At 65.2% G+C, this 14,132-nt stretch carries 13 protein-coding genes; 9 read left to right on the forward strand and 4 right to left on the reverse strand.

All coding sequences use genetic code 11. From position 1 onward, the window contains the following. Positions 1 to 104: 104 nt before the first annotated feature. Positions 105 to 1,073 carry a nitronate monooxygenase family protein gene (locus I6F37_RS24150; protein WP_225111599.1) on the forward strand — a complete coding sequence of 323 codons (969 nt, stop codon included), beginning with the start codon at positions 105 to 107 and terminating at the stop codon, positions 1,071 to 1,073. A gap of 22 nt (positions 1,074 to 1,095) precedes the next feature. Further along, on the forward strand, positions 1,096 to 1,869 hold the full coding sequence (locus I6F37_RS24155; RefSeq protein WP_035997551.1) for a thioesterase family protein: 774 nt from the start codon (positions 1,096 to 1,098) through the stop codon (positions 1,867 to 1,869). 374 nt (positions 1,870 to 2,243) lie between these two features. Here I6F37_RS24155 and I6F37_RS24160 read toward each other — a convergent pair whose 3' ends face one another. Next, positions 2,244 to 3,806 carry an AMP-binding protein gene (locus I6F37_RS24160; protein ID WP_225152890.1) on the reverse strand — a complete coding sequence of 521 codons (1,563 nt, stop codon included), beginning with the start codon at positions 3,804 to 3,806 and terminating at the stop codon, positions 2,244 to 2,246. 108 nt (positions 3,807 to 3,914) lie between these two features. Here I6F37_RS24160 and I6F37_RS24165 point away from each other — a divergent pair, with 108 nt between their 5' ends. The 4 genes from I6F37_RS24165 (at position 3,915) to I6F37_RS24180 (ending at position 6,880) form a co-directional block, all read left to right on the forward strand. After that, positions 3,915 to 4,880 carry a nitronate monooxygenase family protein gene (locus I6F37_RS24165; RefSeq protein WP_192893066.1) on the forward strand — a complete coding sequence of 322 codons (966 nt, stop codon included), beginning with the start codon at positions 3,915 to 3,917 and terminating at the stop codon, positions 4,878 to 4,880. A gap of 136 nt (positions 4,881 to 5,016) precedes the next feature. After that, on the forward strand, positions 5,017 to 5,265 hold the full coding sequence (locus I6F37_RS24170) for a hypothetical protein (protein ID WP_035997560.1): 249 nt from the start codon (positions 5,017 to 5,019) through the stop codon (positions 5,263 to 5,265). 133 nt (positions 5,266 to 5,398) lie between these two features. Continuing rightward, complete coding sequence (locus I6F37_RS24175; protein WP_192893067.1) at positions 5,399 to 6,112, forward strand: hypothetical protein; 714 nt, start codon at positions 5,399 to 5,401, stop codon at positions 6,110 to 6,112. A 90-nt stretch (positions 6,113 to 6,202) separates the two neighbouring features. Next, the gene (locus I6F37_RS24180; RefSeq protein ID WP_225152891.1) at positions 6,203 to 6,880 is read left to right on the forward strand and encodes a hypothetical protein; all 678 of its coding nucleotides are present in this window, start codon (positions 6,203 to 6,205) and stop codon (positions 6,878 to 6,880) included. A gap of 43 nt (positions 6,881 to 6,923) precedes the next feature. Here I6F37_RS24180 and I6F37_RS24185 read toward each other — a convergent pair whose 3' ends face one another. Beyond that, positions 6,924 to 8,480, reverse strand: a complete 1,557-nt coding sequence (locus I6F37_RS24185) for a winged helix-turn-helix domain-containing protein (RefSeq protein ID WP_225152893.1) — start codon at positions 8,478 to 8,480, stop codon at positions 6,924 to 6,926. 396 nt (positions 8,481 to 8,876) lie between these two features. On the opposite strand from I6F37_RS24185, the gene pcaB reads away from it, so the two are divergent. Then, a complete protein-coding gene (gene pcaB / locus I6F37_RS24190; protein WP_225152895.1) occupies positions 8,877 to 10,238 on the forward strand; it encodes a 3-carboxy-cis,cis-muconate cycloisomerase in 1,362 nt (453 codons plus the stop codon). A gap of 113 nt (positions 10,239 to 10,351) precedes the next feature. Next, positions 10,352 to 11,611 carry an aminopeptidase gene (locus tag I6F37_RS24195; protein WP_128264391.1) on the forward strand — a complete coding sequence of 420 codons (1,260 nt, stop codon included), beginning with the start codon at positions 10,352 to 10,354 and terminating at the stop codon, positions 11,609 to 11,611. 85 nt (positions 11,612 to 11,696) lie between these two features. Here the strand turns inward: I6F37_RS24195 and I6F37_RS24200 are convergent, their stop codons facing one another. Further along, positions 11,697 to 12,251: a hypothetical protein gene (locus I6F37_RS24200; protein ID WP_225152896.1), complete on the reverse strand. Its 555-nt coding sequence runs from the start codon at positions 12,249 to 12,251 to the stop codon at positions 11,697 to 11,699. 237 nt (positions 12,252 to 12,488) lie between these two features. Between I6F37_RS24200 and I6F37_RS24205 the strand changes: the two genes are divergently transcribed. Continuing rightward, entirely contained in the window at positions 12,489 to 12,944 is a 456-nt protein-coding gene (locus I6F37_RS24205; RefSeq protein WP_036036523.1) for a cupin domain-containing protein, read from the forward strand. Positions 12,945 to 13,025: 81 nt separating this feature from the next. Here the strand turns inward: I6F37_RS24205 and I6F37_RS24210 are convergent, their stop codons facing one another. Then, complete coding sequence (locus I6F37_RS24210; RefSeq protein WP_225152898.1) at positions 13,026 to 14,078, reverse strand: amidohydrolase; 1,053 nt, start codon at positions 14,076 to 14,078, stop codon at positions 13,026 to 13,028. Between the last annotated feature and the right edge of the window lie 54 nt (positions 14,079 to 14,132).

Genomic DNA, 14,132 nt, shown 5'->3' on the forward strand with positions numbered 1-14,132 from the left:
TGGCCTCCGCTGCGGCGCCAAAACGCAATACTTGACAGTGGAAAGATTGCCTTGTTGGTATGGCTCCCAACTTCAATTTGACCGGCTGAGAGGATCGTACCGCAATGTCCATGCCTGCCTTGTTCAAGGGCCGCCTGTCGATCCCCGTGATCGGCTCGCCGCTCTTCATCATCTCGGTGCCCGATCTCGTGATCGCGCAGTGCAAGGCGGGTGTGGTCGGCTCGTTTCCGGCGCTGAATGCGCGGCCGCCGGAGCTGCTGGACGAATGGCTGGCGCGGATCACCGAAGAGCTCGCGGCCTATGACCGCGCCCATCCCGACAGGCCGTCGGCGCCGTTCGCGGTCAACCAGATCGTGCACAAGTCGAACAACCGGCTCGACCACGACATGCAGCTCTGCGCCAAGTACAAGGTGCCGATGATCATCTCGTCGCTCGGCGCCCGCGAGGAGCTGAACCAGGCCGTGCACGGCTGGGGCGGCATCGTCTTCCACGACGTGATCAACCAGAAATTCGCGCACAAGGCGATCGAGAAGGGCGCCGACGGCCTGATCCTGGTCGCGGCCGGCGCCGGCGGCCATGCCGGCACCATCTCGCCGCTGGCCTTCGTGGCCGAGACACGAAAATGGTTCGGCGGTCCGATCGCGCTGTCGGGTGCGATCGGCAACGGCAAGGCGATCCGCGCCGCGCGCATCCTGGGGGCCGACTTCGCCTATATCGGTTCGGCCTTCATCGCGACCAAGGAGGCCAATGCGGTCGAGAAGTACAAGGAGATGATCGCGGGCTCGAGCGCCGACGACATCGTCTATTCCAATCTCTTCACCGGCGTGCACGGCAATTATCTGAAGCCCTCGATCCTGGCGGCGGGCATGGACCCCGAAAATCTGCCGACGTCCGATCCCTCCAAGATGAACTTCGGCACCGACGCCTCCGGCGAGCGCGCCAAGCCGAAGGCCTGGAAGGAGATCTGGGGAAGCGGCCAGGGCATCGGCAGCATCGACAAGGTCGTGCCGGCGGCCGAGCTGATCGCGCGCTTCAAGAAGGAATACGACGAAGCGATCGATCCGCCGTTGTGATCGCACCCAGATCGAGTGCTGCATGCCCCCCATTTACCGCGTCGACGGCAACGACGTCGTCACCAGCCCCGATGCAGCCGGCCCCTGGGACCGGCGCATGCAGCACGGCTCGGCACCGGCATCGCTGGTGACATGGGCGGCTGAGCGCATCCCTGCGGCGGTGCCGATGGATGTCGCGCGCGTGACCATCGATCTGATGCGCCCGGTACCGGTGGCGCCGCTCACGATCGCCACCGAAATCTTGCGCGAGGGCCGCAAGATCCAGCTCTGCGGGATCAAGCTGCTCGCCGACGGCGTGCAGGTGGTCGGCGCCACCGTGCTCAAGATCAGGCGCCAGGCGCTGACGCTGCCCGACGAGGTCGAGGAACTTCCGGTCACGTTGCCGTCGCCGGAGGATTCATTGGTCGAGGACGGTCACGCCGCCACCAGCCCGTTCGTGCGATCGGTCTCGATGCGCGCCGCGCGCGGCCGCTTCGGCCAGGCCGGCGCCGGCGCGATCTGGTTTCGTGTCGACCATCCGCTGATCGAAGGCGAGGCCGTCTCGCAGGCGATGCGCGCCGTGGTCGCCGCCGACTTCTCCAACGGCACCGCCTCGACGCTCGATTTCCGCGCCTGGACCTACATCAACGCCGACCTCACCGTGAGCTTTGCGCGCCAGCCGGTCGGCGAGTGGATTTTGCTCGACGGCGATTCCTGGATCGGCCCCGACGGCGCGGGCCTTGCGATGTCACGCCTCGCCGACCGCCAGGGCTATTTCGGCCGCGCGGTGCAGAGCCTCGTGATCGAGAAGCGGTGAGAGGCGCTATGTGCGATCAGCCGGGCGATGACACCGATCGTGTGAGAGCTATCTCGCGCATCGCGGGATTGAACGGCAGACTTCCGCCGCCGCGGAAGGGATGCAAGGTCGTGTTCGACCAGGGCATCCTGCCAGTTCACACACCGTAGAAGATCTTGATCCCCCACAGCACCACGATGATGGCCGTGATCAACGTGATCGCGGCGACTGCACTTTCCAGGGAAGCGACTCTCATTTCACTCTCCGCTTCCCAGCCCCGTCAGCGGTCTAGTTGATTCCCTGATTCGCCGGCAATTGCGCGGGCATCGCCGTCGCAGACTCCGTTGCGGGCTGTGGTGCCGAAGCAACAGCGACACCGTAGAATTCCGGAGTATTTACCCCACCATCCGGTCTCGCCCGCTCCAAAAGCCCGCGCGCAGCACCTTCTTGTCGACCTTGCCGACGCCGGTCATCGGCAACTGCTTGACGAACTGGATCTGCTTGGGCGCATGCGCCGAGCCCTTCCGGGTCTTGACCAGGTTGATCAGCTCGTCCGGATTGGGGTTCGTCCCTTCGCGCGGGACGACGATGGCGGTGACGGCTTCGCCCCATTTCTCGTCGGGAATGCCGACGACCGCGACCATCGCCACGTCCGCGTGCTGCGACAGGACGTCCTCGACCTCGCGGGGGAAGATGTTGAAGCCGCCTGTGACGATCATGTCCTTCTTGCGGTCGAGGATGAACATGTAGCCGCGCTCGTCCTGACGTGCGATGTCGCCGGTGTGGACCCAGCCGTTCTTCAGCGTCTCGGCGGTGATATCGGGCCGCTTCCAGTACTCCGCCATCACATGCGGCGCGCGCACGCAGATCTCGCCGGCCTCGCCCGTCTTCACCTCCTGGTCGTTGTCGTCGAGGATCTTGACCTCGCAGGCCGCGATCGGGAAGCCGCAGGACAGGAACAGCTCCGGCCGCTGGGGATCGTGGTCGGCCTTGCGCAGCACCGAGACGGGATAGCATTCGGTCTGCCCGTAGAGCTGCGAGAACACAGGGCCGATGCGTTCGATGCCCTCCAGCAGTCGGCTCGGCGACATCGCGGAGGCGCCATAGAGCACGAGCTCGAGCGAGGAGAGGTCGGTCTTGCCGAGCGCGGGCTGATCGAGCAGCACATAGATCATGGTCGGAACGAACAGCGTGAAGTTGATGCGCTCGCGTGCGATCGTTGACAGCACGGCTTCGGGATCGAAGCCTTTCAGCATGTGCACGGTGCCGCCGCGCATCAGGGTCGGCAGCACCTTCGTGCCCGCGACATGGCTGATCGGCGCGACCGTGAGGTAGCGCGCAGCCTCGGGAATCTCGAAGTCGGCCAGGATCGCGCCGGCGGCGCCGGCATTTTCGCGGTGATAGCGCAGCGCGCCCTTGGATTTTCCGGTGGTGCCGCCGGTGTAGTTCAGTGTGGCGAGATCGTCGGAGCCGGCGAGGCACTGTGCGCTGGCGTGCCCCGCACTCTCGACCGCCGCCAGCAGATCGACGCCGTAGCCGGCCGGTCCCATGTTGAAGACCGCCTTGAGCCGGCCGGCCTTCGCGGCGAGCTCGCCGCCGCGGTCGCGGAAGGCGGCCGCATCCACCACCAGCATCTCGGCTTCGGAATCCTCGAGCTGAAACAGCTGGTCCTCCAGCGAGCCCAGAGGGTGGAGCCAGGTGATGCAGAGGCGGGCCAATTGGGCGGCGACGCCGGCGCACCAGCTGTCGGCGCGGTTCGCGGTGAGGAAGGCTACGCGGGCGCCGGGCTCCAAGCCGAGCCGCATGAACACGCCCTGGATCCGTCCGATCAGGTCGATGGCACCCCGATAGCTCAGCGATCCCTCGGGCCAGGCGAAAGCAATGCGGTCGGGATAGCGCGACAGCGCCCGTAGCGTCTGCGCACAAGCCGGGGATGATGCGTGGAGCGGATCAGGCATATGTTTCCTCGTTGCTTTGTCACCGGCTTATGGCGTGCCAATGTTGCTGACGACGCTAGCACAGAGACTGCGGGAGGAAACCACAAAGCCCGCGCGAGGGAGGCATGCATGCCATCAGATCGACTGCAACGCTTCCGCGATCGTCTTGCTCTGCCGCTGATCGCGGCGCCGATGTTTCTGGTATCGGGCGTCGAGCTCATGGTTGCAGCCTGCCGCAACGGGGTGATCGGCAGCTTTCCCACCGCGAATTGCCGTGGCGCGGAACAGCTCGATGAATGGCTGACCGAAATCAAGCTGCGGCTGCGGCAGCATGAAGATCAAACCGGGCGAAAGGCAGCGCCACTTTGCCCGAACTTGATCGTCCACCGCTCCAATGCGCGGCTGGAGCAGGATCTCGCCGTGCTGCTGCGGCACAAGCCGGAGATCGTCATTACGTCGGTCGGCTCGCCGGCGCCAGTCTTGAAGCCGCTGCACGACGCCGGCGCGCTGGTGCTGGCGGACGTGGCCTCGATCCGCCATGCCGAACGCGCCGCGGAAGCGGGGGCGGACGGGCTGGTCCTGCTCACTGCCGGTGCTGGCGGCCAGACCGGCTGGCTCAACCCGTTCGCCTTCGTCCGTGCGGTGCGCGCATTCTACGACGGCATCATCGTGCTCGCGGGCGGAATTAGCGACGGTCGCGCGCTGCGTGCCGCCGAAGTGCTCGGCTGCGATCTCGCCTATATGGGCACGAAGTTCATCGCGACGCGTGAGAGCATGGCGGACGAGCGTCACAAGCAGATGCTGGTCGAGAGCAGCGCCGACGACATCTTGCTCACCACCGCGTTCACGGGCTTGCAGACCAGCATGCTGAGGCCATCGATCGCGGCCGCCGGGCTCGATCCCGACAATCTGCCGGCGCGCGGCGCGATCAATATCACTGAGGATATCGACGTCGCCGCCCGCGACAGCCGCCCCAAGCGCTGGCGCGATATCTGGAGCGGCGGGCATTCGACCTCGGGTGTCACCGATGTGCTCGCGGTCGAGGATCTCGTTGCGCAGACCATCGCCGAATATCGGGAAGCGGGTGGGCGGTAGCGTCGTCGCCTCTCCCACAGGGGATCGGGCAGGGTTAATCCCGCATGCCTCCGGCCCATCCCACTTAACGGCGGATTAACCATCGCCAGCCAAGAATCCCTCTTGTGGCCGCCAATCAGGACGAGAGGGACAGGCGATGGACTTCAATTATCTCAACGGCAAAACGGCCGCGACCCTGGACGAGATCCGCGTCCGCGTCGCCCATGCGCTGGCCCGCCACCCGCTGTGCCGCAACGTCCGGTTTGACATCGTCAGCATCCCCCGGACCCGCCGCGGCGGCAATTGGACGGTGACGCTGCAATCGGTCGAGCCGCGCGCGGTCTGGGAAGCCTCGGAGATCGTCGCCGACATCCAGGATGCCTATGACCTTGCGGCAGCAGCCTGATTTCGTTGGGGGTTTCCGGGCGATGTCGCCTTAGTCCGCGCGATTGCCGCCGCAATAGCACGGTTCAGCCTTAATTATCGCCCAGTTTCCGGGCAGTGATCACGTGGACTTGAAGTCGGACGCGGAGAGACGTTTGTCCAAAGCCATCACCATCGTCGCGCTGACCTGTTTCCTCGTCCTCGGCGCCGCCACCACCGCCATCCTCGGCCGCGACAGCGTTCCCAGCGTCAGCGCCGCGATGATCGCCGAGACGCCCCCAGCCAAGCCGCTCGCAACCAACCGCGCCGCCAAGGCCGACCGTCTGGTTCCGACGCTCGCGCTGGCCTCGGCCGCGATTGAGCCGGTCCAGGTTGCCGCCGACAAGCTGGCGCAGGCACCGGTCCTGACCGAGCCGCTGCGTCAGGCCTTCGCCGCCGCCACCCCCTCCGATTTTCCGATGCCGAAGCCGAGCGCGCACGAGGCGCCCGCCGCGACCGAGGTTCCGGCCGTCGAAGTTCCGGCCAAGCCGAAAGTCGTCGCCAAGCCGCAGCCGCAAAAATCCTACTCGCTGCTGTCCGACGTGCAGATCGCAGGCATCAGGGATCGCCTGAAACTCTCCTCGTCTCAGGAATATTACTGGCCCTCGGTCGAGACCGCGCTGCGCAACGTCGCGCGCAAGATCCAGGCGAACAGGCTGTCGAATCCGAATGCACCGCCCAGCGCACAGATCGATCCGAATTGCGACGAGGTGCAGCAGCTGAAGTCGGCCGCGATGCCGCTGTTGTTCCAGCTTCGCGACGACCAGAAGGAAGAAGTGCGCAAGCTCGCTCGCCTCATCGGGCTTGAGAAGGTCGCGCAGCAGATCTGACGCACGCGGTTCCTCGTCGAGGAGCCGCGGCTTATCAGGAACATCTGGCAATCCCCACGCGTTGCCCGCTCCGAAAGAGGGAGTGGATGAATGCGCGCCTCGACAGCCTATTTTGTCGGTGCCGGAACCATCGTCGCGGCCATCGCCATTGGTCTCGGTGGCGGCATCGTTGCCGGCAACATCATGAATCCGGTTGCGTCCAAGCAGGGGCCGGACACCAGCAAGATGGCGCAGCGCGCGGCAACTCCCACGCCGGCCAGCACCAACGCTCCCTCCGAGCGCGTGAACTATCTCTCCGGCTCACAAGCCTTCGGTGCGATGATCGCCGCGCCCGCACAGGCCGAAGCAAAGCCTGAACCCGTAAAACCCGACACGCCAACCACGCAGGCGAATGTCGCACCGGCGCCGCAACCCTCGCAAGCCGCTGCAGTCGAGCCGCCGAAGTCCGCCGCTGCGCCACAGGCCGCAAGGCCTGCCGAGCAGCAGGCCTCGACCGAGCCGTCGTCCTCACCGAATAACGCCTATGCCAAGGCGAGGGATTCCGATGTGAAGCGCGCCGCGTCCGAACGGCGCCGAGCCGAGCGTCGCGAGCGCTGGGCCGAGCGCCGCTATTATTACGAGGCCCGCGAGCCGCGCGGCCTGCGCGACCGCACCGATTGGGATGACGTCGCGCGCAACATCCGCGAGGATTCCGATGCGCGCGATCACGCGGGGCGGTCGCGCAGCGGCTTCCCGCAGATCAGGCTGTTCGGGCCTGACGACGATTAGCACCTGACACGGGGATCAAGCGGAGCGGTCGCGCCAGCGACCGTCACGTCATTCCGGCGCGCCGCAACCCCTCGAGATAGTGCGTACGATCCTCTTCCCGCAGCATCGGCAGCTCGCGCGTGATCCAGGCCAGCGAGACCTCGGGCTGGGAGCGGCGCAGGCCTTCCAGGGCGGATGCCGCGAGGGCGGGATCGCCGAGCATGCCGGCGGCGGCCGTCAGCACGCGGTGGGCGCCGACGAAATCCCCGCGCTGGCGCATCGATTCCCGAGCCATCTGCACGGCGCCCGCGTAGTCGCGGCCGACGAACCGGGCATAGGCCGCAACCCCGCAATAGATCGCCGCGAGCGGGTCGCGCGGGCTCAGCCGCAGCGCGCGGCGGGCGGCGGCATCGCCGTCCTGCCAACGTCCGGCATAGCACAGCGTCACGCCGTGGAAGGCATGCGCCATCGCGAAATTCGGATTGAGCCGCAAGGCCAGCTCGAATTCAGCCAGCGCGTCGTCGAAGCGGCGGCGGAACAGGTAGGTGTAAGCAAGGCCGTGATGGGCCCAGGCATCCTCGCGGTCGGCCTCCACCGCCGCGAGCGCCGCACGCTCGGCGACCGGCATGGTGGCAGCCATGTCGGCCCAGCCCATATGCGCGCCGAAGATATGGCTGGTGGCGAGCAGGCCGAGCGCCTTGCCATAGGCGGGATCGACCGCGACCGCTTCTTCCAGCAACTTCTGCGCGGCGGCATTGTCCTCGCGGGTGATGCGCCAATAATGCGACAACGCGCGCATCACGAGGTCCCATGCATCCAGGCTGCCCGGCGGCTTCTGTTGGGCCCGGAAGCTTTCGGCAGCATAGAGCTGCGGCTCGATGGCGGCGACGATCGCTTCCGTGATCTCGTCCTGCACGGCGAAGATGTCGGCGAGCTCCCGGTCGTAGCGTTCGGCCCAGAGATGGCTGCCGGTCGAGACGTCGTTGAGCTGGGCCGAGATGCGCACCCGTTCGCCGCTCCGCCGCACGCTGCCCTCGACCACGTAGCGCACCCCGAGCTCCCGCGCGACCTCGTGGATGTGCACGGCGCGGCCCTTGTAGACGAAGGAGGAGTTGCGCGCGATGACGAAGAACCAGCGCAGCTTCGACAGCGCCGTGATGATGTCCTCGCTGATACCGTCGGAGAAATAATCCTGCTGGACCTCGCCGCTCATATTGGTGAAGGGCAGCACAGCGATCGCGGGCCGCTCCGGCAGCGCGAAGGTGGCCTGGGACGGGGCGATCCGGACCGGCTCCGGCGCGACCGCGCCGATTTGTGTCTGGACGTCGCCGACGAAGCGAAAACCCTTGCGGGTGATGGTACGGATCAGCGACTGGCTCGCGCCATCGTCGCCGATCGCCTTGCGCGCCGCGTTGATCCGGCTGGTCAGGGTGGATTCGGAGACGCTGCGCCCGTGCCAGATCTTGTCGATCAGCTCGTCCTTGCTGACGACCCGGTCGCGGTTCTGCATGAGGTGGACGACGAGGTCGAATACCTGCGGCTCCACGGCAATGGGAACCTGCTCGCGGCTCAGCTCGCGCCGGTCGGTATCGAGAAGGTGGTCCCGGAACAGAAACTGCACGTCGAAAACTCGGGCCTCATTGCGAAATCGGGCAAACAAACAAAATGAAATTTGGGTCGAAAGATCGTGTGTCTGCCGAAAGGGGCGTTTGGTTCATCGCAATCGCGTGATGGCAGCCATGTGGTTTTCCGGGGGAATACATCCGCGACTAGAATGTTGCGGTCGGGGCCGCCGAGATCTCCCACCGCAATCATCCCGTCATGTTGAGGTGCGGGACGCAGGCTGTGAAGCAGCCTCCGAGGCCTCCGCTTCGCTCCGGCACCCAAGATAACGGGCAATGGGCGCGCGCTTGCCGGGCAGGACGAATGTGTGGCGAAACTGCGAATGTCCATTGCCGAGCTGCGCAGCCTGCGTAAGCTGTCGCCCACACAAAACACCAATCATAAAGAATCGCCCATGCCTGCTTTCCCTGCCGCCAGCACTGTGATCGACTCCCTGCTGTTTCGCGACGCCTTCGGTACGCCTGAGATGCGCGAGGTGTTCTCGGACGTCGCGACGGTCGCACGCTATGCCGAGGTCGAGGTGGCGCTGGCGACGGCGGAGGCGAAGTGCGGTGTGATCCCACAAGAGGCGGCCGCAGCGATCGCGGCGCGGACCGACATCGGCGCGCTCGACTTCGATCTGCTCAGGCAGGAGACCGATGTCGTCGGCTACCCGATCCTGCCTTTGGTGCATCAAATGGTGAAGCAATGCGGCGAGGCGGGCCGCTACGTGCATTGGGGCGCCACCACGCAGGACATTATGGACACCGCCGTGGTGCTGCAACTGCGCGCCGCGCTCGAGATCGTCGAACGTGACATCGCCGAGCTGCGCAAGATCCTCGCCGATCTGTCGAAGCGCCATCGCGACACGGCGATGGCGGGCCGCACCCATCTGCAACAGGCGCTGCCGGTGACCTTCGGCTACAAGAGCGCGATCTGGCTCGCGATGTTCGACCGCCACGCCGAGCGGCTGGCGCAGCTGAAGCCGCGCGTGCTGGTCGGTCAGTTCGCCGGCGCGGCCGGTACGCTGGCTTCGCTCGGCGACAGGGGGTTCGAGGTGCAGGAGGCGCTCTGCAACGAGCTGAAGCTCGGCGTTCCCGCCTCGACCTGGCACGTCGCGCGCGACGGCTTCGCCGAAGCCGTGAACTTCCTTGCTCTCGTCACCGGCTCTCTCGGCAAGATCGCGCTCGACATCATGATCATGGCCTCGACCGAGTTCGCCGAGGTCTACGAGCCCTTCGTCAAGGGGCGCGGCGCCTCCTCGACCATGCCGCAGAAGCGCAACCCGATCTCCTCGGAGCTGATGCTTGCGGCCTCCAAGGCGGTGCGCCAGCACGCCGGCCTGATGCTCGACGCCATGGTGCAGGATTTCGAGCGTGCCACCGGCCCCTGGCACGCGGAATGGATGGCGATTCCCGAAAGCTTCGTGCTGGCCGCCGGCGCGCTGCACCAGGCGAAGTTCGCGCTTGCGGGCCTCATCGTGGACGAGGCGAAGATGAACGACAATCTTGCCATCAGCCGCGGCCTGATTGTGGCCGAAGCGGTCATGATGGGCCTCGCCCCGCAGATCGGCCGGCAGGAGGCGCACGACGTCGTCTATGACGCCTGCCGTCAGGCCAACGAGAAGGGAATGACCCTTGCTGACGCGCTATCCGCAGATTCACGGATATCGAGCCACATCGATCGTGCCACAATCGAGGCGCTCACTTCACCGAAAAATTACCTCGGCCTTGCGCCCGCCATGGTCGACCGGGTGCTGGCATCGGCAACGCGTTGAAAACCAAAATGCGTGAAACTGCGTATCTTTCCAAGGGCGCAAGACGCTCGCATACTTGTGCCCCGCGATGCTAGACTTAAATTGTGTGAGCGACTTTCGGCAGAGGGCCCGGCATGACTGATCAACGCAATCCTTCCACTCCCATCGATCCGGCGAAGCTCGACCGACTGGCCGAGGTGGCGGTGAAAGTGGGCCTGGGCTTGCGGCCGGGACAGGATCTGCTTCTGACGGCGCCCGCGATCGCGCTGCCGCTGGTGCGGCGGATCGCCGTGCATGCCTACAAGGCCGGCGCCGGCCTCGTGACGCCGATCCTGTCGGACGAGGAGATGACGCTGGCGCGCTACCGCCACGGCCACGACAACAGTTTCGATCGTGCCGCCGGCTGGCTCTACGAGGGCATGGCCAAGGCGTTCTCCGACAACACTGCACGGCTTGCCATCGTCGGCGACAACCCGATGTTGCTGTCCGGCGAGGATCCTTCCAAGGTGGCGCGCGCCAGCAAGGCCAATTCGATGGCCTATCAGCCTGCGCTGGAGAAGATCGTCAATTTCGACACCAACTGGAATATCATCGCCTATCCGAGCGCGTCCTGGGCGAAGCTGGTGTTCCCGAACGATCCCGAGGACATCGCGGTCGGCAAGCTCGCAGACGCGATTTTCGCCGCGTCCCGTGTCGATCGCGAGGACGCGATTAGCAATTGGGCGAGCCACAATGCGGTGCTGCGCGAGCGCACCAACTGGCTCAACGGCCAGCGTTTCCGTGCGCTTCAGTACTCGGGTCCCGGCACCGATCTCACCATCGGCCTTGCCGACGGCCACGAATGGGAAGGCGGCGCCTCGCTGTCCAAGAACGGCATCAGCTGCAACGCAAATATCCCGACCGAAGAGGTCTTCACCACGCCGCATTGCCGCCGCGTCTACGGCCACGTCGTGAGCTCGAAGCCGCTGTCCTATCAGGGCACGCTGATCGACAACATCGCGGTGCGGTTCGAGGACGGCAAGATCGTCGACGCCAAGGCCTCGCGCGGCGCCGAGGTGCTGAACAAGGTGCTCGATACCGACGAGGGCGCGCGGCGCCTCGGCGAGGTGGCCTTGGTGCCGCATTCCTCGCCGATCTCGCAGAGCGGGCTGTTGTTCTACAACACGCTGTTCGACGAGAACGCGGCCTCGCACATCGCGCTCGGCCAGTGCTATTCGAAATGCTTCGTCAACGGTGCCCAGCTCACGCCGCAGCAGATCGCGGCGCAAGGCGGCAACCAGAGCCTGATCCATATTGATTGGATGATCGGCTCGGCCGAGACCGACATCGACGGCATCTTGGCCGACGGCAGCAAGGTGCCCGTCTTCCGCAAGGGCGAATGGGCGAAGTCGTAATCTAGATTTTGGTGTAATAGCAGTCCAGGACGTGGTCCACCTCTCCCGTAGGGAGAGGTGAACGTCCTCGCGTCAGTCTTCCCCCTCACGCCGCCGCGTTGCGCAGGGTCGGGCTGTTGTCGATGCTGAAGCGGTTGAACAGCGTCGTGAACGGGCTGCCGTCGGTGGCCCGCACGATCGCGTCGGACGCCGCCACCGCCTCGTAGAGCGCGCCAACCGGATCGTCCGCGTCCGCCAGCGCGAGCGCGCCGCGGATCTGTTCGCGGGCCTCGCTGACGTCATCCTCGTCTTGGAGCCTTGCCTCCAGCGCATCCGCCGCGCGGCGCATCTCTGCAAGGTCGCCGCCCCCGGAGAATTTGAGGATGTCGCGCCAGTAGGGACGGGCAACGACAAGCTGGATCAATGCATCGAAACTTTCCGCGATGATGCCCGCGCGGCCCTCTGACGAGACATAGAGCACATTCTGCGACGGCAGCAGCACGAACGCGCTGCCGGAGTCGTCACTGCCGATGTGCCGCGGACTTTCGACGCCGTCGATGGTGAACCAGGGCTCCTCGTCCGGTTCGAAGGAGACGTCGAGACTGCGGAGCCTGGCGACGACCTCGCTGTTGGCTGTCAGCATCTCCGGCGTGAGGGGCATCGGTGCGGCTCCTTCCCAAGACTTCGCGCACTTTGTCGCACCCCGGACAAGCTAGGTTCATATGTGCGAATTCGCAGAGGAAATCGTGACGTTAACCGTATCGCACCCGCAACTCGGGGCTGATTGTCGAGTGCCATGTAAGAAAGAATTAAAAGCAGCCTACTAGCGTCCCAACTTCTTTCGAAGCAATCCGGGCCGAGACCCGGCCATTCATATTTAAATCTTCTGGGGAAGCAGATGTCGCGCACATTGATTGAAATCGGTAGTTGCAATGTGGATCTCGAGCTGCGGCCGATCGAGCCGTCCTGGATCATCGAGGGCAATCCGGTATCCCGCTCCCGGGTGCTGTCGACCAGCGCCGATGGCACCGCGCAGACAATCATCTGGCACTGCACCGAAGGCCGCTTCAACTGGTACTACGACATCGACGAGACGATCATGATCATGGAAGGATCGATCGTGCTCGAGAGCGACGGCATGCCGCCCAAGCGCTACGGCCCCGGCGACGTCATTTTCTTCCGCGACGGCGCGCATGCCAAATGGCATGTCGAAGGCCACGTCAAGAAGATCGCCTTCTGCCGCAAGACCAATCCGGTGATGATCGGTTTCCTGATCCGCGTCGTCAACAAGCTGAAGAAGATGTTCGCCTCCACCGGCGAGCGCCGTCCGGCCTCGCTGATGGGCGCCGGCTAAGCGGACACCAGGGTTTCAAGGACGCTTCCCAGCGGCCACGACGAAGAGGGGTCGGGATCAAGGTCCCGGCCCCTCTTTTCATCATGACGGCAGCTCGAGCCGGTAGACGTCGATCGCGGTCTGCGAGAACAACGCCGTCTTGTCGGCCTCGCTCAGCTTTGAGGTAATACGCTTGAAGGCGTTGAAGATCACCTGGTAGCTGCACTGGCCCTTGTCCGGGGGGAAATTGCTTTCGAACATCGCGCGCTTCGGGCCGAACGCCTCGATGCAGGTCTCGACATAGGGCCGCCAGGCCGTGGCAAGCTCCTCGGATGTCGGCGGCCTCTCGCGCAAATGGAAGTCGTAGCCAAGCAGGCACATCGCGAGACCACCGAGCTTCACCACCACATTTTCGCATGTCGCGATCTCCCGGATCGAGGCGCGCCATTGCGCAAACACCTCCTCGCGCCGGCCCGCGAAGCGGCCGGTTCCGACCGGGCCGCCGCAATGGTCGAGCACAATCCTGGTGTCGGGGAAGGCGCGCGCCAGTGCCGTGAGCTCACCGATTTGCGGGTGGAACAGCCAGGCATCGAAGCTGAGTTTGAGAGGCGCGAGGCAGGCAAAGCCTTTGCGGAAGGTCGGGTCCTGCAACAATCCCTTCGGCCTGTTCGCATACATGCCGGCGACGACAGGATCTTCATCCCAGGCCGAGGAATGCCTGATGCCGCGAAAGCGGCCGTTGCCTGCGGCGATCTCGGCTTCCAGCACGCCCTTTGCAGCGTCGCCGAGCAGCAGATTGGCATGGCTGACGATGCCGGCGCAGATCGCGGCCTTGCCGTAGCCGCCGCTCGCACTCATGGCGGCGACGCCGTTGGCAAACTCGACCTCGCCAACGGGCCGGAACGCCTCGGGCCCATGCGCGCGGTACATCGAACGGCAGTCGACATAGACGGTGGCGATGACGTTGTGACCGGAGGCGATGTCGGCGGCCATCTCCTCGATCAGATAGCGGTGCCCGCGATTCCACAGATGATGATGGGGATCGACGATCGGCCGCAAGGGATCGATGATCTCCTCCCGATGCAGTGCCAGCCAGTCCTCACGCGGATCGACGAACAGCCCGCTCGTGTTGGCGGGTACACCGCTTGCTGCCATCGGCCTTCGCTCCCTGATGTTTTGTGTCGGGAGCCTAGCACCTCATTTCCGCAT

Origin of the sequence: Bradyrhizobium sp. NBAIM08 (genome assembly GCF_020193935.1) — a bacterium.
Lineage (GTDB): Bacteria > Pseudomonadota > Alphaproteobacteria > Rhizobiales > Xanthobacteraceae > Bradyrhizobium > Bradyrhizobium yuanmingense.

Coding starts and splice junctions, on each gene's coding strand:
- pcaB (WP_225152895.1), top strand. CDS start 8,877: ATGCCTGCTTTCCCTGCCGCCAGCACTGTGATCGACTCCCTGCTGTTT.
- I6F37_RS24150 (WP_225111599.1), top strand. CDS start 105: ATGTCCATGCCTGCCTTGTTCAAGGGCCGCCTGTCGATCCCCGTGATC.
- I6F37_RS24155 (WP_035997551.1), top strand. CDS start 1,096: ATGCCCCCCATTTACCGCGTCGACGGCAACGACGTCGTCACCAGCCCC.
- I6F37_RS24210 (WP_225152898.1), bottom strand. CDS start 14,078: ATGGCAGCAAGCGGTGTACCCGCCAACACGAGCGGGCTGTTCGTCGAT.
- I6F37_RS24200 (WP_225152896.1), bottom strand. CDS start 12,251: ATGCCCCTCACGCCGGAGATGCTGACAGCCAACAGCGAGGTCGTCGCC.
- I6F37_RS24195 (WP_128264391.1), top strand. CDS start 10,352: ATGACTGATCAACGCAATCCTTCCACTCCCATCGATCCGGCGAAGCTC.
- I6F37_RS24180 (WP_225152891.1), top strand. CDS start 6,203: ATGCGCGCCTCGACAGCCTATTTTGTCGGTGCCGGAACCATCGTCGCG.
- I6F37_RS24170 (WP_035997560.1), top strand. CDS start 5,017: ATGGACTTCAATTATCTCAACGGCAAAACGGCCGCGACCCTGGACGAG.
- I6F37_RS24160 (WP_225152890.1), bottom strand. CDS start 3,806: ATGCCTGATCCGCTCCACGCATCATCCCCGGCTTGTGCGCAGACGCTA.
- I6F37_RS24205 (WP_036036523.1), top strand. CDS start 12,489: ATGTCGCGCACATTGATTGAAATCGGTAGTTGCAATGTGGATCTCGAG.
- I6F37_RS24165 (WP_192893066.1), top strand. CDS start 3,915: ATGCCATCAGATCGACTGCAACGCTTCCGCGATCGTCTTGCTCTGCCG.